The 22,690-nt window shown below is 59.3% G+C and carries 25 protein-coding genes and 1 tRNA gene; 18 read left to right on the top strand and 8 right to left on the bottom strand.

Annotation, left to right across the window (positions count from 1 at the left end; translation table 11 throughout):
* Nucleotides 1-4: 4 nt before the first annotated feature.
* From hisF to PPUTUW4_RS01360, 6 genes are all read right to left on the bottom strand, one after another.
* Nucleotides 5-775 carry an imidazole glycerol phosphate synthase subunit HisF gene (hisF, locus tag PPUTUW4_RS01385; protein ID WP_007972752.1) on the bottom strand — a complete coding sequence of 257 codons (771 nt, stop codon included), beginning with the start codon at nucleotides 773-775 and terminating at the stop codon, nucleotides 5-7.
* Nucleotides 776-784: 9 nt separating this feature from the next.
* Nucleotides 785-1,522, bottom strand: coding sequence for a 1-(5-phosphoribosyl)-5-[(5-phosphoribosylamino)methylideneamino]imidazole-4-carboxamide isomerase (gene hisA / locus PPUTUW4_RS01380; RefSeq protein WP_015093076.1), 738 nt, complete (start codon nucleotides 1,520-1,522; stop codon nucleotides 785-787).
* Nucleotides 1,523-1,564: 42 nt separating this feature from the next.
* Nucleotides 1,565-1,822, bottom strand: coding sequence for a DUF2164 domain-containing protein (locus tag PPUTUW4_RS01375; protein ID WP_007989200.1), 258 nt, complete (start codon nucleotides 1,820-1,822; stop codon nucleotides 1,565-1,567).
* The gene (hisH, locus tag PPUTUW4_RS01370) at nucleotides 1,823-2,461 is read right to left on the bottom strand and encodes an imidazole glycerol phosphate synthase subunit HisH (RefSeq protein WP_015093075.1); all 639 of its coding nucleotides are present in this window, start codon (nucleotides 2,459-2,461) and stop codon (nucleotides 1,823-1,825) included. It abuts the gene before it with no gap.
* Nucleotides 2,461-3,054 (bottom strand): imidazoleglycerol-phosphate dehydratase HisB, encoded by a 594-nt coding sequence (hisB, locus tag PPUTUW4_RS01365; protein ID WP_003186751.1) that lies wholly within the window; start codon nucleotides 3,052-3,054, stop codon nucleotides 2,461-2,463. The genes hisH and hisB overlap by 1 nt, the downstream gene beginning before the upstream one ends.
* Nucleotides 3,055-3,337: 283 nt before the next feature.
* Nucleotides 3,338-5,002 (bottom strand): OFA family MFS transporter, encoded by a 1,665-nt coding sequence (locus PPUTUW4_RS01360; protein ID WP_015093074.1) that lies wholly within the window; start codon nucleotides 5,000-5,002, stop codon nucleotides 3,338-3,340.
* Between the two features lie 230 nt (nucleotides 5,003-5,232).
* On the opposite strand from PPUTUW4_RS01360, the gene panM reads away from it, so the two are divergent.
* The 7 genes from panM (at nucleotide 5,233) to PPUTUW4_RS01325 (ending at nucleotide 11,735) form a co-directional block, all read left to right on the top strand.
* Nucleotides 5,233-5,637: an aspartate 1-decarboxylase autocleavage activator PanM gene (panM, locus tag PPUTUW4_RS01355; RefSeq protein WP_015093073.1), complete on the top strand. Its 405-nt coding sequence runs from the start codon at nucleotides 5,233-5,235 to the stop codon at nucleotides 5,635-5,637.
* 78 nt (nucleotides 5,638-5,715) lie between these two features.
* Nucleotides 5,716-7,947 (top strand): AsmA family protein, encoded by a 2,232-nt coding sequence (locus PPUTUW4_RS01350; RefSeq protein ID WP_015093072.1) that lies wholly within the window; start codon nucleotides 5,716-5,718, stop codon nucleotides 7,945-7,947.
* Nucleotides 7,944-9,011, top strand: coding sequence for an A/G-specific adenine glycosylase (gene mutY, locus PPUTUW4_RS01345; protein ID WP_015093071.1), 1,068 nt, complete (start codon nucleotides 7,944-7,946; stop codon nucleotides 9,009-9,011). Before PPUTUW4_RS01350 ends, mutY begins: the two co-directional genes overlap by 4 nt.
* On the top strand, nucleotides 9,008-9,280 hold the full coding sequence (locus tag PPUTUW4_RS01340) for an oxidative damage protection protein (protein ID WP_007972770.1): 273 nt from the start codon (nucleotides 9,008-9,010) through the stop codon (nucleotides 9,278-9,280). The genes mutY and PPUTUW4_RS01340 overlap by 4 nt, the downstream gene beginning before the upstream one ends.
* A gap of 103 nt (nucleotides 9,281-9,383) precedes the next feature.
* Nucleotides 9,384-9,459, top strand: a tRNA-Phe gene (locus PPUTUW4_RS01335).
* Nucleotides 9,460-9,776: 317 nt separating this feature from the next.
* Nucleotides 9,777-10,856, top strand: coding sequence for a hypothetical protein (locus tag PPUTUW4_RS01330; protein WP_015093070.1), 1,080 nt, complete (start codon nucleotides 9,777-9,779; stop codon nucleotides 10,854-10,856).
* A gap of 72 nt (nucleotides 10,857-10,928) precedes the next feature.
* Nucleotides 10,929-11,735: a TSUP family transporter gene (locus PPUTUW4_RS01325; RefSeq protein WP_015093069.1), complete on the top strand. Its 807-nt coding sequence runs from the start codon at nucleotides 10,929-10,931 to the stop codon at nucleotides 11,733-11,735.
* Between the two features lie 30 nt (nucleotides 11,736-11,765).
* Here the strand turns inward: PPUTUW4_RS01325 and PPUTUW4_RS01320 are convergent, their stop codons facing one another.
* A complete protein-coding gene (locus tag PPUTUW4_RS01320) occupies nucleotides 11,766-12,215 on the bottom strand; it encodes a hypothetical protein (protein WP_015093068.1) in 450 nt (149 codons plus the stop codon).
* Between the two features lie 254 nt (nucleotides 12,216-12,469).
* Here PPUTUW4_RS01320 and PPUTUW4_RS01315 point away from each other — a divergent pair, with 254 nt between their 5' ends.
* The 6 genes from PPUTUW4_RS01315 to vapC all read left to right on the top strand — a co-directional run bounded on the left by PPUTUW4_RS01315 (nucleotide 12,470) and on the right by vapC (nucleotide 16,293).
* Nucleotides 12,470-13,528: a PDDEXK nuclease domain-containing protein gene (locus PPUTUW4_RS01315; protein WP_015093067.1), complete on the top strand. Its 1,059-nt coding sequence runs from the start codon at nucleotides 12,470-12,472 to the stop codon at nucleotides 13,526-13,528.
* 68 nt (nucleotides 13,529-13,596) lie between these two features.
* On the top strand, nucleotides 13,597-14,571 hold the full coding sequence (locus PPUTUW4_RS01310) for an alpha/beta fold hydrolase (RefSeq protein WP_015093066.1): 975 nt from the start codon (nucleotides 13,597-13,599) through the stop codon (nucleotides 14,569-14,571).
* Between the two features lie 36 nt (nucleotides 14,572-14,607).
* On the top strand, nucleotides 14,608-15,024 hold the full coding sequence (locus PPUTUW4_RS01305) for a hypothetical protein (RefSeq protein WP_007995339.1): 417 nt from the start codon (nucleotides 14,608-14,610) through the stop codon (nucleotides 15,022-15,024).
* Nucleotides 15,025-15,030: 6 nt separating this feature from the next.
* A complete protein-coding gene (locus PPUTUW4_RS01300) occupies nucleotides 15,031-15,486 on the top strand; it encodes a hypothetical protein (RefSeq protein ID WP_015093065.1) in 456 nt (151 codons plus the stop codon).
* 169 nt (nucleotides 15,487-15,655) lie between these two features.
* Entirely contained in the window at nucleotides 15,656-15,886 is a 231-nt protein-coding gene (gene vapB, locus PPUTUW4_RS01295; RefSeq protein ID WP_015093064.1) for a type II toxin-antitoxin system VapB family antitoxin, read from the top strand.
* On the top strand, nucleotides 15,886-16,293 hold the full coding sequence (gene vapC, locus PPUTUW4_RS01290; RefSeq protein ID WP_015093063.1) for a tRNA(fMet)-specific endonuclease VapC: 408 nt from the start codon (nucleotides 15,886-15,888) through the stop codon (nucleotides 16,291-16,293). Before vapB ends, vapC begins: the two co-directional genes overlap by 1 nt.
* Nucleotides 16,294-16,363: 70 nt before the next feature.
* On the opposite strand, the gene gabP is transcribed toward vapC, so the two are convergent.
* The gene (gene gabP / locus PPUTUW4_RS01285; RefSeq protein ID WP_015093062.1) at nucleotides 16,364-17,755 is read right to left on the bottom strand and encodes a GABA permease; all 1,392 of its coding nucleotides are present in this window, start codon (nucleotides 17,753-17,755) and stop codon (nucleotides 16,364-16,366) included.
* 564 nt (nucleotides 17,756-18,319) lie between these two features.
* Between gabP and PPUTUW4_RS01280 the strand changes: the two genes are divergently transcribed.
* The 5 genes from PPUTUW4_RS01280 (at nucleotide 18,320) to PPUTUW4_RS01260 (ending at nucleotide 22,520) form a co-directional block, all read left to right on the top strand.
* Complete coding sequence (locus PPUTUW4_RS01280; protein WP_007972784.1) at nucleotides 18,320-19,093, top strand: ABC transporter ATP-binding protein; 774 nt, start codon at nucleotides 18,320-18,322, stop codon at nucleotides 19,091-19,093.
* Nucleotides 19,094-19,106: 13 nt separating this feature from the next.
* Entirely contained in the window at nucleotides 19,107-19,856 is a 750-nt protein-coding gene (locus PPUTUW4_RS01275; RefSeq protein ID WP_015093061.1) for an ABC transporter substrate-binding protein, read from the top strand.
* Between the two features lie 72 nt (nucleotides 19,857-19,928).
* Nucleotides 19,929-20,624 (top strand): ABC transporter permease, encoded by a 696-nt coding sequence (locus PPUTUW4_RS01270; protein WP_015093060.1) that lies wholly within the window; start codon nucleotides 19,929-19,931, stop codon nucleotides 20,622-20,624.
* Complete coding sequence (locus PPUTUW4_RS01265) at nucleotides 20,621-21,310, top strand: ABC transporter permease (RefSeq protein WP_015093059.1); 690 nt, start codon at nucleotides 20,621-20,623, stop codon at nucleotides 21,308-21,310. Before PPUTUW4_RS01270 ends, PPUTUW4_RS01265 begins: the two co-directional genes overlap by 4 nt.
* Nucleotides 21,291-22,520, top strand: a complete 1,230-nt coding sequence (locus PPUTUW4_RS01260) for a methyltransferase (protein ID WP_041474763.1) — start codon at nucleotides 21,291-21,293, stop codon at nucleotides 22,518-22,520. The genes PPUTUW4_RS01265 and PPUTUW4_RS01260 overlap by 20 nt, the downstream gene beginning before the upstream one ends.
* Nucleotides 22,521-22,690 lie beyond the last annotated feature (170 nt).

Genomic DNA, 22,690 nt, shown 5'->3' with positions numbered 1-22,690 from the left:
TTGTTCAGCGCATCACGATTCCGCGATGAGCCATGTAGGCCTTGGCCTCCTGCACGGTGTATTCGCCGAAGTGAAAAATACTCGCCGCCAGAACCGCGCTGGCGTGCCCTTCGATAATGCCGTCGGCCAGGTGTTGCAGGTTGCCGACGCCACCGGAAGCGATCACCGGAATGCCCAGCGCATCGCTGATGGCGCGGGTAACGCCCAGGTCGAAACCGTTTTTCATGCCGTCCTGGTCCATGCTGGTCAGCAGGATCTCACCGGCACCCAGGCCCTCCATTTTTTTCGCCCATTCGACAGCGTCGAGACCGGTTGGCTTGCGACCGCCGTGGGTGAAGATTTCCCAGCGCGGGGTTTCGCCAGGCCCGGAAACCTTCTTCGCGTCGATCGCGACCACGATGCACTGCGAACCGAAATGCTGCGCGGCTTCGCCGACGAACTCAGGGTTGAACACCGCTGCGGTGTTGATCGAAACCTTGTCCGCGCCGGCATTGAGCAGGTTGCGGATGTCCTGCACGGTGCGTACACCACCGCCCACGGTCAGCGGGATGAACACCTGGCTGGCCATGCGCTCGACGGTGTGCAGCGTTGTGTCGCGGCCATCGACGCTGGCAGTGATGTCGAGAAAGGTAATCTCGTCGGCGCCCTGCTCGTCATAGCGACGGGCGATTTCCACCGGGTCGCCGGCGTCGCGGATGTTTTCGAATTTCACACCCTTGACCACCCGGCCGTTGTCCACGTCCAGGCAAGGGATGATGCGTTTGGCCAGCGCCATGATCAGTCCTCAGCCTTTGTACGAATCGCAGAAAGCTTGCGCTTCGGCGACATCGAGGGTGCCTTCGTAAATCGCACGGCCGGTAATGGCGCCGATGATGCCCGGCGCCTTGGCGTCGAGCAGGGTCTTGATGTCGCCCAGGTTGTGGATACCGCCGGAAGCGATCACCGGAATCGAAGTGGCGGCAGCCAGTGCCGCGGTGAACGGTACGTTGCAGCCCTGCATCATGCCGTCTTTGGCGATGTCGGTATAAACGATCGCGGAAACGCCGTCGGCTTCGAATTGCTTGGCCAGGTCGATCACCTGAATGGTGCTGATTTCAGCCCAGCCGTCGGTGGCGACGAAGCCGTCCTTGGCGTCCAGGCCGACAATCACCTTGCCCGGGAATGCGCGGCAGGCTTCGGCAACGAAGGCCGGATCTTTCACGGCCTTGGTGCCGATGATCACGTAGCTGACGCCCGCTTTCACGTAGTGCTCGATGGTTTCCAGGGAGCGGATACCGCCACCGATCTGGATCGGCAGGTTCGGGTAGCGCTTGGCGATGGCGGTGACCACTTCGCCGTTGACCGGCTGGCCTTCGAAGGCGCCGTTCAGGTCGACCAGATGCAGACGGCGGCAACCGCCCTCCACCCACTTGGCAGCCATGCTCACCGGGTCATCGGAGAACACTGTGGAATCTTCCATGCGGCCCTGGCGCAGACGAACACAGGCACCGTCTTTAAGATCGATAGCGGGAATAATCAGCATCTGGCAAACCTTCAAATTTGAATGTTCAGCTTGGCTCGGAAATCAGTTTTTCTCGAGCGCCCACAGGTCGCTTTCGATGCTTTCGAACCTCTCCTTGAGGTGCGCCTGCACATCGAAAATCGCCCTGTTGTAATAGTGCGGAGCAATTTCACGGGTAAACAGCTCAAGAATCTCCGCCGCCTCGAACGAGCCGAGGTCGAGTTCGAAGCGGTCTTCCATGAAACGCTTGATCTTGCGATTGGCCTCGCTCTCCTGCTCGGGAGTGAGGGTCAGGATCGGCGGCTTCTTCTTGACGGCCATTTACCAGCGACCGTCCCACGCAGCGAAGTTCTGCAGCAACTGCAGGCCATGGGTATGGCTTTTCTCCGGGTGGAACTGCACTGCGAAACGCGAGCCTTCGGCCAGCGCCGCGGCGAAATCGACACCGTAGTGCCCGCCACCCACCACCTGCCGCGCGTTGGCGGCAGCGATGTAGTAGCTGTGCACGAAGTAGAAACGCGCCAGGTCCGGAATGTCGTGCCACAGCGGGTGACTGACCTTCTGCTTCACTTCGTTCCAGCCCATGTGCGGGACTTTCAGGTGCTCGCCGTCCTCGACCAGATCCTTGCCGAAGAACTTCACCTGGCCCGGGAACAGGCCGATGCAGTCGACGCCGTCGTTCTCTTCGCTGGTGTCGAGCAAGGCTTGCATGCCCACGCAGATGCCAAGGAACGGTCGATCCTGGCTGACTTCACGCACCAGCGAATCGAAGCCGAGGCGACGTATCTCCGCCATGCAATCGCGAATGGCGCCAACGCCGGGGAAAACCACCCGGTCGGCTTCGCGAATCACGGTGGCATCGCTGGTGATCAGCACCTTGCCGGCACCGACGTGCTCGAGGGCCTTGGCCACCGAGTGCAGGTTGCCCATGCCGTAATCGATAACCGCGACTGTCTGCATTACAGGACGCCCTTGGTCGAAGGCATTTGCCCGGCCATGCGGTCATCGAGCTCGACGGCCATGCGCAGGGCGCGACCGAAAGCCTTGAACACGGTTTCGATCTGGTGGTGGGTGTTGTGCCCACGCAGATTGTCGATGTGCAAGGTGACGTTGGCGTGGTTGACGAAGCCCTGGAAGAATTCCTGGAACAGGTCAACATCGAAGCCACCGACGGTGGCACGGGTGTAGGGAACATGCATCTGCAGGCCTGGACGGCCGGAGAAATCGATCACCACGCGCGACAGCGCTTCATCGAGCGGCACGTAGGCGTGACCGTAGCGACGGATGCCTTTCTTGTCGCCGATGGCTTTGGTGAAGGCCTGGCCGAGGGTGATACCGACGTCTTCCACGGTGTGGTGGTCATCGATATGCAGGTCGCCCTTGCTGACAATATCCAGGTCGATCAACCCGTGACGGGCGATCTGGTCCAGCATGTGCTCAAGAAAAGGTACACCGATATCGAATCGGGCCTTTCCGGTGCCATCGAGGTTGATCGAGGCTTTGATCTGGGTTTCCAGAGTGTCGCGCTCGACAGACGCCTTACGTTCGGCCATCACCAGCTCCGCAAAATCATTGGGCGAAAAAGGCAGCCATTATAGGCGTGCGGGCGCCAAACAGAAACACGCGAGGTGATATCACTGACGGAGTGAATTCGGGGGTGCCAGCGATAGACATGTCCATACAAGCTATTTGGCACACCATAAAACAACTGTGGGAGCGAGCCTGCTCGCGAAAGCGGTGGCTCAGCCAACACTTATGTCGACTGACACTCCCTCTTCGCGAGCAGGCTCGCTCCCACAGGCTGGATGTCGGCCTGTGAGTTCTCAGGCCAGTTCCTTAGTGAAAGAGCACTGCCGTCTTCTGCAAGGTCACCCACACACCCCACGCCAACGGAATCCCCACCACCAGCCACGCCACCACCGCCAGCGGTTTGGTGCCAGGCGCGGCTTTCCACTCCAGCACGGTGCTGCTGTCAGCCCCTTTGTCATGGCCCAGCGCCTGTTCGGCGGCCAGTTCGGCGTCGGTCATGAAGTACTTGTCGGCCACCGGGCGCACCAGCAGGTTACACAGGAAACCCAGCACCAGCAGGCCGGCGAGGATGTACAGCGTGATGTCGTACGCTGCTGCACGCTCAACGCCTATGCTCAGCTGATATTCACGCAGGTAGTTCACCAGCACTGGGCCGAGCACGCCGGCAGCCGCCCACGCCGTCAGCAGACGACCGTGAATCGCACCGACCATTTGCGTACCGAACAGGTCCGCCAGATACGCAGGAACAGTCGCGAAACCACCGCCGTACATCGACAGGATGACGCAGAACGCCGCCACGAATAGCGCGATGCTGCCCAGATGACCCAGGTTCGGAATCAGTCCGTACAGGGCAAAGCCCAAGGCGAAGAACACGAAGTAGGTGTTTTTGCGACCCAGGTAATCCGAGAACGAAGCCCAGAAGAAACGCCCGCCGATGTTGAACAGGCTCAGCAAACCGGTGAAACCGGCCGCGATGGCGGCGATCGAAGCCAGTTGCGAAGCGTCGAGTTGGCCGAACGCCAGGTCATTGCCCAACAACTTGCCACCGAACACTTCCTGCAACAGCGGCGACGCCATGCCGAGGATACCGATACCGGCCGATACGTTCAGGCACAGCACCAGCCACACCAGACGGAACTGCGGCGTCTTCCAGGCCACATTCACGTGAACATGACGATGAGTAATCATCGCGTTGGAGGCTTTTTTCGCCGGGGCGGTCCAGCCTTCAGGCTTCCAGCCGGTTGGCGGAACGCGGTAGGACAGCGCGCCACCGATCATGAACACGAAGTAGATCGCGGCCATGACCAGGAAGCTCTGCCACACGCCGACGCTGGTTGGCGAAGCGAAATGCCCCATCAGCGCTGCCGCCAGCGGAGCACCGACCATCGCACCACCGCCGAAGCCCATGATCGCCATGCCGGTGGCCATGCCGCGCTTGTCCGGGAACCACTTGATCAGCGTCGAGACCGGTGAAATGTAACCCAGGCCCAGGCCGATACCACCAATGACCCCGGAGCCGATCCACATCAGCCAGATCTGGTGGGTATACACGCCCAGCGCCGAAATCAGCAGACCGCCGCACCAGCACAGAGCCGATACAACCCCTGCCTTGCGAGGCCCGGCATGTTCCAGCCAGCCACCCCAGATGGCGGCCGAGCAACCCAGGAAGATGAAGAACAGGGTGTAGATCCAGCCGAGCATCGAGATCGGCCAGTCACACTGGGATGAAAAGACTTGTGCGATAAAACTCATGTCTGGCGCGCAGGCCACTGGCGCCGTGATGCCCAGCGCCTTGGACAGCGGCAACCAGAACACCGAAAAACCGTAGGCCATGCCGATGCACAGGTGGATGGCCAGCGCGGCCGGTGGCACCAGCCAACGGTTGAAACCGGGCCTGGCGATGATCCGCTCCTTGGACAGGAACGCAGGCTGGTCGGCACCGAAGCCGTCCGCCGTGATGCTCGTGGTCATTGTGTATCCCCCAATTATCAGTAGGGTTCGCCAGCCACAGTTAACTCCCGGCCTTTATGCACGCAGACATGACCGTTTTTTGGTGGAGCGCCTTGTTGTGCGACAACAGGTCGCAGAAGGACGGGCGAACGGGCAAAGGTTACCATCTGCCAGTGACAGAAAAACCAAACTGACATCACCTTTGGTACGTCGTCTGACCTCCATCGCTTCATGACCCCACAGGAATCACCATGCCGATCATTGTCGAGCCGCTGAACCAAGCCACGTCCCAGGATCGGCAGGATCTGCAGAAGATCTACCGCGACGCTCCAGACTGGTTGTTCGCCCCGTTTTCCGGCGAAGCGCAGTTGATCGAGGAGTGTTTACGCGACGGCACACTGATCGCCGGACGCTTCAACGATCGCCTGCTGGGCGCGGCCCGCTTGCAAAGGCACCAAGACGCCTGGCGTTTGTCACAAATATGTGTGCGAAAAATTACCCGTCGCCGTGGTGTTGCCGAGCGACTGGTGGCCGAAGCGCAAAAAATGGCCGCGCAATCGGGTATGACGCTACGCCTGCTGGCGCCTGCCGGGCATCTGGAGGCGCAGGCGCTGGCCGCCAAGCTGAAACTGCCGCTGGATGTACTGCCGGCGTGATCACTGACCGGTCGTCTGTTCGGGGGCGCTATACTCCTCGGCTAAATTTTGAATTCGACTAATTACAAGGACTCGCCCATGAAAGCGTTCGGCAAAATCCTGGGTCTGGTACTTCTCGGGCTGTTGCTGATCATTGTGGCGCTGGGCTTTGCCCTGACCCACCTCTTCGATCCCAACGACTACAAAGACGAGATTCGCCAGATTGCCCGCGACAAAGCCCACATCGAGCTGACGCTCAATGGCGATATCGGCTGGAGCCTGTTCCCGTGGCTGGGCCTGGAGTTGCACGACGCCAGTGTCGCGACCATGGTCAAACCGACCGAACCCTACGCCGACTTGCAGATGCTCGGCCTGTCGGTGCGCGTACTGCCGCTGCTGCGCCGTGAAGTGCAGATGAGCGACGTGCGCGTCGAAGGCCTGAACCTGCGCCTGAACCGCGACAAGCAGGGTCATGGCAACTGGGAGGACATCGGCAAGCTGCCTGCAACGGCCGGCACCGACGCGACCGGCACCCCGCCAGCCACTACCGAACCTGCGCCCGAAACCAGCGCCGCGGCGGAAAAACCGCCCCAGCCGATCCGCCTGGACATCGACAGCCTGACCGTGAACAACGCACGGGTCGAATACACCGACGAAAGAACCGGCAAGAGCTTCAGCGCCGAAAGCATTCAGTTGAGCACCGGCGCGGTCCATGACTCCGTCAACATTCCGCTCAAGCTCACGGCTTTCCTGTCAGCCAACCAGCCTGCACTGCGGGTGCGTACCGAACTCAACGGTGAGTTGCGCATCGCACGTGCACTGCAGCGCTATCAGTTCGAGGACATGAAGCTGACGGGGGAAGTGACCGGCGACCCCTTGCAAGGCAAGGCCGTGACGTTCTCCGCCCAGGGCCAGCTGGTGCTGGACAAGGCCGCCAACGTTGCCGAGTGGACCGGCATCAAGGTCTCTGCCAACCAGTTGCGGGCACTGGGTGAACTGAAGGTCAACGATCTGGACAAGACCCCACAGGTCAGCGGCGGCATCTCGATTGCCCAGTTCGACCTGGCGAAATTCGTCGACAGCATCGGCCAGAAACTCCCGGCCATGGCCGAAGGCAGCCTGAGCAAAGTCGAGCTGGTCAGCCGATTGGCCGCGACGCCGACCAGCCTGGCGCTTGACGACCTCAACCTGAAAGTCGACGACAGCACCTTCAGCGGTCGCATTGCCGTCGAAGACTTCGCCAAACAATCGCTGCGCGCCGTGCTCAAGGCCGATACCTTCAACGTCGACCGTTACCTGCCGCCGAAATCCGCCGAGGCCAATAGCGCGACACAAGTGCGTCAGGCCGAAGTCGCCAGCACCGAAGCCGATGCCATGGCCGGCGCCGGCAGCACGCCGTTGCCACCCGCGCCGACCAAGGACGCATGGAGCAGCGAGCGCCTGTTGCCAGTGGAACGCTTGAGCAAGCTCGATGTGGACGCCGACCTGACCTTCGGCCAGTTGACCCTGCAGAAACTGCCGATCCATAACGCTGCGCTCAAGGCCACCGGCCAGGGCGGCCTGCTGACGCTGGCCAACCTGCGCGGCGACCTGTACGAGGGCAACTTCGAAACCACCGGCACGCTCGATGTGCGCCAGCCAGTGCCGGCACTGAATCTGCAGACGAAGATCAGCCGGGTACCGGCGGAAAAAATCCTCGAAAGCCAGGGCAAGAATCCACCGGTCAAGGGCCTGGTCACGCTCAACAGCAACCTGACCGGCAACGGCAACAGCCAGAAGGCGTTGATCGAAACCCTCAACGGCAACGCCAGCTTCGTCATCAACAATGGCGTGCTGCTCAACGCCAACCTTGAGCAACAGCTGTGCAAAGGCATCGCTACGCTCAACCGCAAAACCCTCAGCGGCGAGCCGCGCGGCAAGGACACTCCGTTCCAGGAGCTCAAGGGCAACCTGACCTTGCGCAACGGCGTAGCCAGCAACCCGGACCTGAAAGTGCGCATCCCGGGCATGACCGTCAAGGGTGACGGTGACATCGATCTGCGAGTGCTGGGCATGGACTACCGAGTCGGCATCATCGTCGAAGGCGATACCAGCGCCATGCCGGACCCGGCCTGTCAGGTCGGCGAAAAGTTTGTCGGCATCGAGTGGCCACTGCGCTGCCGTGGCCCGCTGGAGCTGGGCGCCAAGGCCTGCCGTTTGGATAACGACCGCATGAGCCAGGTCGCGACCAAGTTGGCTGGCGACAGGATCAGCGAAAAAATCGACGAAAAATGGGGCGACAAAGTCGACCCTAAACTGAAAGACGCGCTCAAGGAACTGTTCAAGCGATGAGAGCCGAGCAGTTTTCAACGGCGGTGCTGGACTGGTTCGACCGCCACGGCCGTCACGATTTGCCCTGGCAGCAGGACATCAACCCGTATCGGGTTTGGGTCTCGGAAATCATGCTGCAGCAGACCCAGGTCAGCACCGTGCTGAACTACTTCGACCGCTTCATGGCCTCGTTGCCAACGGTCCAAGCCCTGGCGGCGGCACCGGAAGACGAAGTGCTGCACCTGTGGACCGGCCTGGGTTACTACACCCGCGCGCGCAATTTGCAGAAGACCGCGAAAATCGTCGTCGAGCAGTACGGCGGCGAATTTCCCCGAGACGTGGAAAAACTCACCGATCTGCCCGGGATCGGCCTGTCCACCGCCGGCGCCATTGCCAGCATCAGCATGGGCCTGCGCGCGCCGATCCTCGATGGCAACGTCAAACGCGTCCTGGCGCGCTTTACCGCGCAAGAGGGCTACCCGGGCGAGCCGAAGGTCGCCAGACAGCTCTGGGCCAACGCTGAGCGCTTTACGCCTCACGACCGGGTCAACGCCTACACCCAGGCGATGATGGACCTCGGTGCCACGCTCTGCACCCGCAGCAAACCGAGCTGCCTGCTGTGCCCGCTGGAAAAAGGCTGCGAAGCGCACATGCTTGGCCTGGAAACCCGTTACCCGATCCCCAAGCCGCGCAAGGCCATCCCGCAGAAGCGCACGCTGATGCCGATGCTGGCCAACACCGAAGGCGCCATCCTGCTTTACCGTCGCCCCTCTACGGGCCTCTGGGGCGGCTTGTGGAGCTTGCCGGAACTCGACGACCTCGACGACCTGTCACACCTGGCAGCGCAGCACTCGCTGGAACTGGGCACCCAACAGGCATTGCCGAGCCTGGTGCACACCTTCAGCCATTTTCAGTTATCCATCGAACCCTGGCTGGTTCAGGTCCAGGAGACCGGCCATCACGTGGCCGAGGCCGACTGGCTCTGGTATAACCTCGCCACCCCGCCGCGCCTGGGCCTTGCCGCCCCGGTCAAAACCTTGCTCGAACGCGCGGCCGCCGTATTGAACGCAGGAGAGTCGTCATGACCCGCACCATCATGTGCCGCAAGTACAAAGAAGAATTGCCAGGCCTGGAGCGCGCTCCCTTTCCGGGCGCCAAAGGCCAGGACATTTTTGACCACGTCTCGGCCAAGGCCTGGGCCGACTGGCAAAAACACCAGACCCTGCTGATCAACGAAAAACGCCTGAACATGATGAACGCCGAAGATCGCAAATATCTTCAGGGCGAGATGGACAAGTACTTCTCCGGCGAGGATTACGCCAAGGCCGAAGGCTACGTGCCGCCGTCGGAATAACCCCGATTTATCGGGGGTCGGAACGTAAGCGACGGTAATAATTAAAATTTTTTTGAAAACTTGCTTGACGACCCCCTGAAAAACCCGTTTAATGCGCCCCGTTGCCCAGATAGCTCAGTCGGTAGAGCAGGGGATTGAAAATCCCCGTGTCGGCGGTTCGATTCCGTCTCTGGGCACCAAATACCGAAAACCCTGAATCGCAAGATTCAGGGTTTTTTTATGCCTGCGATTTGATTAGGCACTGGTCCGGTCACCATCAAAGCGACAATTCCCCCCCCCCTATCACCACACCTGCCAGCATCCGCAACGGTTGCCGGGGCCAAGCCCCGAAAAGCTTCAGGCATTGGAGATCAGCCCTTCCTGGCAGTCTTTGGTCTGTAAGAACGCTCCGTATGCTTTACCGGAAGCGGATGACATACGCTGATCTTCAGTTTGTGCAGAATCGAAGGAGGAGCTGCCGCATAACCGGGAGCGGATACACAACAGGATGTAGACAATGACTGACGCCATCAAACCAGACGTCGAAACCACTGGGTTTTTTACTGAACAAAAAATCAGAACTTTCAACTTCGATACTCAGCAGTCAACACTGCTTCACAATTTCGCCAAAGAACTGGCCGCAATCGGCGGGCCGCAGGCACCAGGAGCCAAGTCCAAAGCGTCTCTGGCAGCCACCGAATTAAAGTTCTCGTTTTCGAAAAACCAATGCGAACTGCTGAGTGCCTATTCCGATGGCTTTGTTTCGGTTTTGATTTTTGAAGGTCTGCAAAAAATCACCGATGCCAGCCCTCCAAATGAACTGCCAGATCTGGCATCCCTGGAAAATCGTTACGACGTACTTTGCCTGGCCGCCCGCAATCAGATCTTGTTGAAACTGGTGGATAACAGTGCCTTTGCCTATGACATGGACAATGAAGGAAAACTGATTCGACTGGTGGCCAACTTCAAGGGCGGCGGACTGACCAAGATCCCAGCCGAGCCGGACATCAAGGAACTGAGTTCCCATTCCGGCCTCGCGCTTGGACCGCATACAGAGGCGCCTTACTGGTGCGCCGTGACCGCGAAAGACGGGCACTCGCCCTCTCCGTCGTCGCTCATACTTTCCGCCTTGTGGAACCCGAGCCTGGAACCTACGCGAGTCATTGCACTACCCCCCATACTCGAAAAAATCGGCATCACCAACTGCCTCGCACTGACCACGGGCAACTTCCAGTTCACTCGTAGTGACTCCTTTGTCAGTGGCAAAGGGGAGGATGGCCGCAACGTTTCGATTCTGGAGTTCGACGATAAGGTAGGGTTCGCAGCCCGCTTCAACTCGTATCGCTTTTCGGTCAATGACAACGCCTCGACCTTTGTGAAAACGGCTTACACCGCCCTTTGCCAAGGTGTGGATGAAGCAACTCCGATCGAATGCACGCTGACCCAGGAATCAACCATGGTTATCAATAACATCCGGGCTCTGCACTGTCGCGATGTCATCAAAGACAACAGACGGGTCTTGGTTCGTATTTTCGGACTTTCAAAATTTTCTACCCCCATCGTTGTTTCAGAAGACCCGTTAGTGCTGCAGGGCTGATTCCTTATGTGATCAGGCTGTTGAACGACCCGTCATGTGATTACTGGCCAATAACCATAAAGAGAGAATGCAATGTCCTTGGATGTAATTGGCATGTTGGCGCTCGTCGCTTTTTGCGCCGGCTTTTTTGATGCGATTGCCGGTGGGGGTGGTTTGATCACCTTGCCTGCATTGTTTCTGGCAGGTGTAGATCCGATCAGTGCAATTGCAACGAACAAGTTCCAGGCCGCTTCGGCAACTGTTTCGGCAACGGTGACCTTTGCTCGCAAAGGATTGATCGAGTGGCGCGAAGGCCGTTTCCTGGTTATTTGCGGATTTATTGGTGGCGCTAGTGGTGCCTTGCTGGTCAGCTCTATTGATAAGCACTACCTGGAAGTTTGCGTGCCTATCATGCTGATTCTGGTAGCCATCTATTTTGCGCTATCTCCAAAGCTGGCCAATGAAGATCGACGCAAGAGAATTGGTGTACTGCTGTTTTCGTTTACCGTGGCACCTATCCTGGGTTTTTACGATGGTGTATTTGGCCCCGGCGTGGGCTCTTTCTTCATTGTCGGATTTGTACTGCTCTGCGGCCTGGGCATGATGCGGGCCATGAGTTTTACCAAGCTTGCCAACGCCTCTTGCAACCTCGGCTCTCTGTCGGTCTTTATCACCAAAGGTGTGATTATCTGGCCGGTAGCCATAGCCATGGCTTTGGCGGCCTTCATCGGCGCTCAATTGGGTGCACGGGCCGCCGTCCGGGTCGGACCACGGTTGATCAAACCCATGTTGATCGTGGTCTGCTGCGCCTTGGCCATCAAGCTGCTGAGCGTAGAAACCAACCCTTTACGCGTTGCACTCATCCAAGCGTACGCGGGCGTTAATAACGATAAACCCTGAGTCGCAGGACTCAGGGCCTAGAGCGTCTCGCTAACTCGCATCATTCCAGTGGAAAACCAGGTTACGGACTGCACCACTGCCAACATCGGCAACGTCCTGCCGGGTTTCGCCGTTGCGCGTCGCAATGACTGTGTATTTACCGGCCGGCAGCTTCACGTAAACCAACGGACCGGCGTCATTGAGTGTCAGCACGGTTTGCCCGGGGGCTTTCTGAATAACTACGTTCACGCCTGGAATGTATTTATTTTCCGTCCCGACAGAGAACGTCATGTGCAGGTTGTAGCCGATGCTCTGCTGGATGGCCCTGGACTCATCCTCGCCGATACCGCCGGACAGGTAGGCGATGCCGTTTTGCTCCTGGCGCTGCACCTGTACGCCAGTGCTGTCGATTGGATCAAGGCTGGCGGCGGGCGACATCGATGGAAACATCAGCACGCCGACGGCGGTGAGTGGCATCAGGAGTGAATGGAGGTACTTCATGATGACGACTCCCGGGTTCTGCAGAACCCAATCGTTACATTCTTTGGATTTCCAGTCGCAGGGCGGGGTTTTAGATTGATTTGGCCTGAGTACGAAACGTACTACGCCATTTGCTCCTCAGCCCTCGCCTGCCCTCCGACGCGTCCTGCCAGCGAACCCGGTATTTCCTGCCTGTTTTTCAGTCACTCCCGGCAGCTTCGAAGGGTGCTCACTTGTCATTCTCTTTCGCTATCCAATCTGCTGCGGAAGACCTCATGACGGCCCTCACACCCAACGACATTCACGACCCCTATCTGGCTTCACTGCTTGGGAACCTTGGCAAATCGATCCATCAGGCACGTCAGAAGGTGCTTCGGGCGGTCGATACCGTTCAGGTGCAAACCTGTTGGCAGATTGGTCGACATATCGTCGAGTTCGAACAGGAAGGCGCTCGGCGGGTGAGGTATGGCAAAGAGTTACTCTCGACCCTGGCAAACAGGCTTACTGCAGAATTCGGGAAAGGATTTGACGAAACCAATCTGCGAAAAATGCGCCAGTTTTATCAGGCGTTTCCAATTCGTGACGCACTGCGTCTTGAATTGAGCTGGACCCACTACCGCCACCTGCTTCGCGTCGACAACGACAGCGCCCGTCTTTGGTACATGAACGAATCAGCCACCCAAAACTGGTCGAGCCGCGCCCTGGAACGCCAGATCAATACGCTGTACTACGAACGCCTGCTGGCGAGCCGAGATCGCGGCAGTGTCAAGCAAGAGGCCGCCACCAACATTCAAAACATGAAGGCCAGCCCTCGGGATTTCATCCGTGATCCGGTGGTACTGGAGTTTCTGGGCCTACCCAATGCCGGCAAGCTTCAGGAAAGCGAGATCGAACAGGCGTTGATCGAACAGCTGCAAGGCTTCTTGCTGGAGCTGGGCAAGGGCTTCGCGTTCATAGCCCGCCAGCAACGCATCAGTACCGACAGCAAAGACTTCTACATCGATCTGGTGTTCTACAACTACTTGCTCAAATGCTTCGTCATCTTCGATATCAAGCGCGGTGAACTGACCCATCAGGATGTGGGGCAGATGGACATGTACGTGCGCATGTACGACGACCTGAAACGCGGCGCGCAAGACAGCCCCACCGTCGGCATCATTCTCCGGGCGCAAAAAGATGAATCCGTGGTGCGCTACTCAATGCAGGAAGGAAGCGAACAACTGCTCGCCAGCAAGTACAAGCTCGTCCTGCCGAGCGAAGAGGAACTCCGTAACGAACTGGATCGGGAACGGGCAGCACTTGAAGAACGACTGCTCGATCAACCACTGCCTTGAGGCCAATGGATTGTTCATCAACGGCATCAAGACTATCGTTGGCAGCTACCCGCAAAGGTCCGACGCCGATGAATTTGCAGGAAACGCCTTCACTCGCCCCAACTCAAATCGAGTTGCCGTTGCAACGCGTTGCGTCCGGCGAACCGTTCAAGGAAATCGCTGCAGACGGCTTTGTCCTCGGTGGTTTCACTTGGCGACACCCGTTCCGGGATGCCGCTCGTCCGGTCGTTATCATCAACGCCGCCACCTCGGTCCGTTGTCGTCATTACTCGCGCTTCGCCGACTATCTGTTCGATCACGGCTTCGACGTCATCACCTATGACTACCGCGGCATCGGCGAGTCGCGGCCGGCATCGCTCAAAGGCCTCAAGGCCTCATGGACCGATTGGGGAGCGCTGGATTTCGAGGCGATGCTCAAGCGCGCACAGCGTGAGTTCCCCGGGCAGCCTATCGATGTGGTCGGCCACAGCTTTGGCGGCTGCGCAGCGGGCCTGGGGGCGTCCGGGCACCTGATCCGGCGCCTGGTGACGGTCGGAGCGCAATTCGCCTACTGGCGCGACTATGCACCCGCCCTTCGCTGGCGGATGTTTGCCAAGTGGCATGTGCTGATGCCACTGGTGACGATGATCTACGGCTACTTTCCGGGTAAACGCCTCGGATGGCTGGAGGACACACCCGCCGGCGTGGTCCGTGACTGGAGCCTGTCCACTGCCCGTTACGAAAAACGCTCCAGCGGCCGCGCGATCAGCACAACAAGCGGGCAACTGCCCTTTGCCGATGTCACCGCACAAACCCTGGCCATCAGCCTCAGCGATGATCCTTACGGCACGGTCCCGGCCATCGAACGCCTGCTCAGCTACTTCACCGGCAGCACAAACGTTCACCTGCGTATCCATCCCGAAGACATCGGCGAAGAAGAAGTCGGACATTTCGCCTTTTTTCGCAGCCCATACCAAGCCACACTATGGCCCATTGCATTGGCCTGGCTGCAAAACGGCGAACTGGCCCCCGATACCCCCGGGCGGCGAGTGCCGCACAGCTAAGTCAATTGCCCTTTCAACGAATACGGAACGACGCCCATGGCCTCCGCCAACAAGCAGCAAAAACGCGCCTCCCGCGCCAAGGCCAAGGCCAAGCAGAACCGCACCCAGCGGGCCGCCGCGCCGGTCGAACTGGACCCGAACGACGATCGCATCGATTTCGAATCGGTGGATCTGACCGAACTGTTCAAGAAAATGATCGACGCCGAAAAGATCAGCCAGCAAGCCATGTGCACGGCCTTCCTCGAAGACCCGTTGCTGGAACTGGTGTACGAGCAGGAAGGCGAAGAAGGCGCGATGGACTTCATCCTCGCCGCGCTGATCGAATATCGCCAATGGTCGGCCGAAACAGACGAAGCCGGCGCCCTGGCGTGGATCGAATCTCCGGCCTTCCAGGCCGACTATGTGGCGGCGTCCGACGCCATTGCCGCGCAAACCCAACAGAAACCGAACTGAGTTCCCATGGCCTCCCTGAACAAGCAACAGAAACGCGCCAAGCGTGCAAAAGCCAAAGCCAAGCAGATCAATATCCACGGCAGGAAACCCGCTGCACTGGACGATGATGAACTCGGACACCTCGCCGAGCCGATCCCGGAATACACCCTGGCGATGTTCAGCAAAATGCGCGACGCCGAAGCCGTCAGCCGCAGCGAAATGCTCTCGGTCCTGCTGACGAACCTCGCCTTTATCATCGTCGACCACCCAGAACTGCTGGACATGGAAAACGCCGACGACGAAGGCATGGCCGCCACCCACCTGGCCGCCGACATGCTGATCGACTACCGCATGTGGGCCGACGGCATGGACCGCGATGCCGCCCAGGCATGGCTGAGCGAACCACAGTTCATTACTGACTTCGGCACTGCGCTGGACGCCTACCGCGAGTCGCAGGAAATGCCGGCAGAAAAAGCCGAGTAAGGGTTACGGCGCAAACAAAAACGGCCGCTTGTCATCGCTGACAGCGGCCGTTTTTTGCTCCGAATTGGGCGCTTTCCTTCCGTCAGGCATCACGTATATCCCATTGACATATCCAACACAAAACCTATCCTTTGGACTCAAAGCGCCAGCAAAGGCGCAGGAGGTCCAAATGGAACAGACAACCCTTTTCATGAGCAATCGAAGCCAGGCCGTTCGCCTGTCAAAAGCCGTGGCCATGCCAAGCGACGTGAAACGGGTCGACGTGGTCGCCGTAGGCAGAGCCCGCATCATCACGCCCGCAGGTGAAACCTGGGACAGTTGGTTCGATGGCGAAAGCGTCACCGCAGATTTCATGACCGATCGCGAGCAACCCGCCGAACAGGAGCGTGAGTCGTTCTGATGATCAAGTACATGCTCGATACCAACATCTGCATCTTCACCATCAAGAACAAACCACAGGCGGTACGGGAGGCGTTCAACCGTCATCACGGCCAACTGTGCATCAGTGCGATAACGCTGATGGAACTGATCTACGGAGCGGAAAAGTCAGCAGCACCCGAAAAAAACCTGGCGGTCATCGAGGGCTTCGCTGCCCGACTTGAAGTCCTGCCCTTCGACAACGAAGCAGCAGCGCACACCGCAATGATTCGATCCGAACTGGCAAAGGCCGGCACTCCCATCGGCCCGTACGACCAAATGATTGCCGGGCACGCACGCTCACGCGGGTTTATCGTGGTCACCAACAATCTGCGGGAGTTTGAGCGCGTTCCGGGGTTACGTGTAGAAGATTGGGTTCACATCGAATGAACAATCGATAGAAACAAAAACGGCCGCTTGTCATCACTGACAGCGGCCGTTTTGCATTACGCGATATGGATCAGTTCAGCACCACCGCGCCGCGCTTTTCCAGTTTGCGACGGCGAGCCACCAGCAAGCCGGCCGCTACTACCAGGGCACTGAGCAAGCCGGTCGCGAGGATTTCCACACGATGGGCATCCTGGAACAGCATGATGGTCAGGGCCGCAACGATGAAGACGATCACCGCGTAGGTCAGGCCCGGGAAAAGCCACATGCTGAAGACGATTTTCTCACCACGAGCCATACGCTGCTTGCGCATGCGCAGTTGCGAAATCGCGATCACCAGGTACACCAGCAATGCGATGGCGCCGGAGCTTGCCAGCAGGAATTCGAACACGGCAGCCGGGGCCACGTAGTTGGCGAATGTCGCCAGGAACGCAGCGCCAGTGGACAACATCACCGCCCAGTAAGGCGTGCCACTCTTGTTGGTGCGCGTGGACATGGCCGGTGCATCGCCACGCTTGCCCAGGGAGAACAGCATCCGCGACGAAGTGTAGAGCGCCGAGTTCAGGCAGCTGGTCACAGCAACCAGTACCACGATGTCGACAATCATCTTGGCGTTCGGGATGCCCATGCGCTCAAGCACGGTCTGGTAGGAGCCCAGGCTTGCCAGTACCGGGTCGTTCCAAGGCACCAGGGCCACAACGATGAAGATCGACACGAGGTAGAACAAGCCGATCCGCCAGATCACCGAGTTGGTAGCCTTGGAGATTTGCTTGCCAGGGTTTTTCGATTCCGCGGCCGCGATGGTCACGATCTCGGTGCCCATGAAGGAGAACATGGTGGTCAGGATCGCGCCCAGTACCGCACCCATGCCGTTTGGCAGGAAGCCCTGGGTGTCGAACAGGTGCGAAACGCCGCTGACCTGGCTGTTCGGCAGGAAGCCGAAGATCGCCGCTACGCCGAGAATGATGAAACCGATGATCGCCAGGACTTTGATCAGGGCAAACCAGAACTCGAATTCACCGTAGTTCTTCACGCTGAACAGGTTGGTCACGGTCAACAGCATCGTGATGACCAGGGCGAAGGCCCAGATGTCCACGCCAGGGAACCAGGCATGCAGGATGGTCGCGGCAGCGTTGGCTTCCAACGGGATCACCAGAACCCAGAACCACCAGTACAACCAGCCGATGGTGAAACCGGCCCAGTGACCGATCGCGCGGTCGGCGTATGTCGAAAACGAACCGGTGTCCGGCGAGGCAACGGCCATTTCGCCGAGCATGCGCATCACCAGCACCACCAACATGCCGGCGGCGGCGTAAGCCAACAGAACAGCCGGACCTGCAGCGGCGATGGCGTGACCCGAGCCGACGAACAAGCCGGCGCCGATAACCCCGGCAATCGACAGCATGGTCACATGGCGCGGTTTGAGCCCCTGTTCGAGGCCATTAGAGCTTTGGGTACTGCTCATTAAAACTACCTTTGTAAGGAGAAGCGAATGCGTGCATCCCGTTCGGCGGACCTTCTCGTAAAAAGAAGCCAACAGGGCGTTCTGGATTCTGCACGCAATAATTGCGCCAAAATGTTTCAAATCCCTCTAGCCCGGCGATCTCACTTCGACCGGACGGTCATCGCAACCCATTGAATTCAATAGCACTTTGCCAGAGCGTTACCCTGCGACCCACTTTGCGGGGCAAATCTGCGCACCGGAAACACACCTGAAAATGGCCCTGCGCACATTAAAAGTGCACAACCGCTGCATTTGGCCGGATAGCGCTTCCAACACCCCGTCAAAGCTGGCAACATCGCGCCTTTTTTTGCGACAGCCACCGCGCTTTTTATCGACAGGCAAGGTTCAAACGGCTGTTCGGTTGTTGATGGGGCGACAGTCTGCTGCGCCGATGCGACAACCTGCCACACGCCAGCCGTTTACTGCCCGTAGCGCTGTTGGCTGCCATTGAAACGCTATGCTAGGTTGGCCGCCTCGCCAGGAAGGCCGCCAAGAGCAGGAGCGCAACATATATGAGGAACGCACATGGCTGAGGCCACGCCCGCGCTTGAAATCCGCAACTTGCACAAACGCTACGGTTCGCTGGAGGTGCTCAAAGGCATCTCGCTGACCGCCCGCGACGGCGATGTGATCTCGATCCTGGGTTCCTCCGGCTCCGGCAAGTCCACGTTCCTGCGCTGCATCAACCTGCTGGAAAACCCGCACCAGGGCCAGATCCTGGTGGCCGGCGAAGAACTCAAGCTCAAGGCTGCTAAGAACGGCGAGCTGGTGGCCGCCGACGGCAAGCAGATCAATCGCCTGCGCAGCGAAATCGGTTTTGTATTTCAAAACTTTAACCTGTGGCCGCACATGAGCGTGCTCGACAACATCATCGAAGCCCCGCGCCGCGTGCTCGGCCAGAGCAAGGCCGAAGCCATCGAAGTCGCCGAAGCCCTGCTGGCCAAGGTCGGCATCGCCGACAAGCGCCACGCCTACCCGGCGCAACTGTCCGGCGGCCAGCAACAACGCGCGGCCATCGCCCGCACCCTGGCCATGCAGCCCAAGGTCATCCTGTTCGACGAGCCCACCTCCGCGCTTGACCCGGAAATGGTCCAGGAAGTACTTAATGTCATCCGCGCGCTGGCCGAAGAAGGCCGCACCATGCTGCTCGTGACCCACGAAATGGGCTTCGCCCGTCAGGTCTCCAGCGAAGTGGTGTTCCTCCACCAGGGCCTGGTAGAAGAGCAAGGATCGCCACAGCAGGTGTTCGAAAACCCGCTTTCGGCGCGCTGCAAACAATTCATGTCCAGCAACCGCTAACGGAGCTATCCACATGCAGAACTACAAAAAGGTCTTCCTGGCTGCCGCCGTCACCCTGGCGTTCAGCGCCGGTGCCATGGCCGAAACCCTGAAGATGGGCATCGAAGCGGCCTACCCGCCGTTCAACAACAAAGATGCCAGTGGCAATGTCGTCGGCTTCGACAAAGAGATCGGCGACGCCCTGTGCGCCAAGATGAAAGTCGAGTGCACCGTCGTGACCTCCGACTGGGACGGCATCATCCCGGCCCTGAACGCCAAGAAGTTCGACTTCCTGATCTCCTCGATGTCGATCACCGACGAGCGCAAGCAAGCGGTGGACTTCACCGACCCGTACTACTCCAACAAGCTGCAGTTCATCGCCAAGAAAGACATCGACTTCAAAACCGACAAGGCGGCGCTCAAAGGCAAGATCATCGGCGCCCAGCGCGCGACCCTGGCCGGCACCTTCCTGGAAGACAACTATGGTGACGACATCACCATCAAGCTCTACGACACCCAGGAAAACGCCTACCTCGACCTGACTTCCGGCCGCCTGGACGGCATCCTGGCCGACAAGTACGTCAACTACGAATGGCTGAAAAGCGACGCTGGCCGTAGCTACGAGTTCAAGGGCGATCCAGTGGAAGAAAGCGACAAGATCGGTATTGCCGTGCGCAAGAAGGATCCGATCCGCGAGAAGCTGAACACCGCACTCAAAGAAATCGTCGCTGACGGCACCTACAAGAAGATCAACGACAAGTACTTCCCGTTCAGCATCTATTGATACTGACCTGCCTGACCGGCGCCCGATGGCGCCGGTTCTCGGCCTTGCCTGCCGCGATTTGAAAAGAAATCCATGATTATCGACCTCTACGGATTCGGCCCGGCGCTCGCCGCTGGTGCGCTGATGACTGTGAAACTGGCACTCTCGGCCCTGTGCCTGGGGCTGGTGCTCGGTCTGCTCGGCGCCTTGGCCAAGACTTCCCCGTACAAGCCGCTGCAATGGCTTGGCGGCACTTATTCGACACTGGTTCGCGGCATCCCGGAATTGCTCTGGGTGCTGTTGATCTACTTCGGCACGGTCAACCTGATGCGTGCCCTGGGCGAGTTCTTCGGCAACCCCGACCTTGAACTCAACGCCTTCGCCGCTGGCGTGATTGCACTGGGCCTGTGCTTCGGCGCCTACGCCACGGAAGTGTTCCGCGGTGCGATCCTCGCCATCCCCAAAGGCCATCGCGAAGCCGGCGTGGCCCTGGGCCTGTCGAAGTGGCGCATCTTCACCCGGCTGATCATGCCGCAGATGTGGCGCATCGCCCTGCCCGGCCTGGGCAACCTGTTCATGATCCTGATGAAGGACACCGCGCTGGTGTCGGTGATCGGCCTGGAAGAAATCATGCGTCATGCGCAAATCGGCGTGACCGTCTCCAAACAGCCGTTCACCTTCTATATGGTCGCCGCGTTCATGTACCTGAGCCTGACGGTGCTGGCGATGACCGGCATGCACTTCCTGGAAAAACGTGCCGCTCGCGGCTTCGCGAGGAGCACCCAATGAACTGGGAAGTCATCATCAAGTGGCTGCCGAAACTGGCCCAGGGCGCGACCCTGACCCTGGAACTGGTGGCCATCGCCGTGATCGCCGGTTTGCTGCTGGCCATTCCACTGGGCATCGCCCGCTCGTCGCGCCTGTGGTGGGTACGGGCATTTCCCTACGGCTACATCTTCTTCTTCCGTGGCACGCCGTTGCTGGTTCAACTGTTCCTGGTCTACTACGGCCTGGCGCAGTTCGACGCGATCCGTAACAGTTCGATGTGGCCGTACCTGCGCGATCCGTTCTGGTGCGCCACGGCGACCATGACCCTGCACACCGCGGCCTACATTGCGGAAATCCTGCGCGGCGCCATCCAGGCGATACCACCGGGCGAGATTGAAGCGGCACGGGCGCTGGGCATGTCCAAGCCAAAAGCGCTGTTCTTCATCATGCTGCCGCGCGCGGCGCGCATCGGCCTGCCGGCCTACAGCAACGAAGTGATCCTGATGCTCAAGGCCAGCGCCCTGGCCAGTACCGTGACCCTGCTGGAACTGACCGGCATGGCCCGTACCATCATTGCCCGGACCTACCTGCCGGTGGAGATTTTCTTCGCCGCGGGAATGTTCTACCTGGTGATGGCGTACGTGCTGGTGCGCGGCTTCAAGCTGCTGGAGCGCTGGCTGCGCGTCGATGCCTGCCAAGGGCGTTGATACGGGCGTGTTGACGGGCGAGGCCCTGCTCGCCCGCTTCACCGCGCTGGATGCGTTTCTGACAGAGCATCAGGCACTGTGGAAACCTCGACCGTTCACTCATCTGCAACTTCCTTGGGAAGCTTCCTACCCAGCTCTGGCCGAATGGCTACGCGAGCGGTCGCTGGAAGACGCGGAAAACGCCCACAATCAACCAGCCCTACTGAATGCGCCGGAACCCTTTGCTTCCTTGGCATCGATGTCCGTTGCCTTGAGTGCCGTGGATGAATTACCTGCACACGCACTCAAAGCGGCCGGCCATCGACTGAACGTCGATGTTCCGGGGCGTAAATGGCAACAGATCGAAGCTTTCGCCAGTCGATTGCAGTTCTGCGAAACACCGAAGCATTGGCTGGACTGGTGCTCGGGCAAGGGACACTTGGGGCGCCGCCTGCTGCAGCCGGGGCAACAGCTGACTTGCCTGGAATACGACCCGGCACTGGTAACCAGCGGCCAGGCACTCAGCCAGCGTCATCACCTGCATGCGCTGCATATCGAACAGGATGTGCTCGCGACAGACACTGCTACTTTACTGAGTGCGCACCACACGCCCGTCGCGCTTCACGCCTGCGGCGATTTGCATGTGCGGCTGATTCAACTTGCCAGCGCCACAGGCTGTAAACAACTCGCCATCGCGCCGTGCTGCTACAACCGGATCAGCCTTGCCCAATACTCGCCGATTTCCTCGGCCGCCCAAGGCTCCGGCCTACAGCTTTCCCTCGACGACCTCGCGCTGCCCATGAGTGAAACCGTCACCGCTGGCGCCCGCGTGCGCCGTCAACGCGACACCTCCATGGCCCGGCGCCTGAGCTTCGACTTGCTGCAGCGGCAACTGCGCGGCATGGACGAGTATCTGCCGACCCCTTCCCTGCCCAGCGCCTGGCTGGACAAACCCTTTGCCGATTACTGCCATCACCTGGCCGCACTCAAAGAGTTATCCACAGTCGGCCCGCAAAATTGGCCAGCCCTCGAAGCCGCCGGTTGGCAGCGACTGGCCGAAGTGCGCAACCTTGAACTGTTACGCGGACTTTTCCGACGCCCACTGGAGCTTTGGCTGGTTCTTGACCGGGCACTTTTCCTCGCCGAGCAGGGCTACAGCGTCCGCGTCGGCACCTTCTGCAAAACCCCGCTCACACCACGTAATTTCCTGCTCCTGGCCGAACGCGCTTAAACACACCCGGCCTGTGGATAACTCTGTTGATGAAATAATCGTGGATCCAATATCTACGCCTGTTTCAGGGCTAAATCCACAGTGTTCATTTTTTGTACACCCGCATAAAAAATCGAAAAAACAGGCATTTGCGGACAAATGAGAACGGATCCACAAATTCGGCCTAAACC

The organism is Pseudomonas sp. UW4 (assembly GCF_000316175.1).
GTDB classification, from domain to species: domain Bacteria; phylum Pseudomonadota; class Gammaproteobacteria; order Pseudomonadales; family Pseudomonadaceae; genus Aquipseudomonas; species Aquipseudomonas laurylsulfatiphila.
This window is presented reverse-complemented; position numbering and strand designations above follow the sequence as displayed.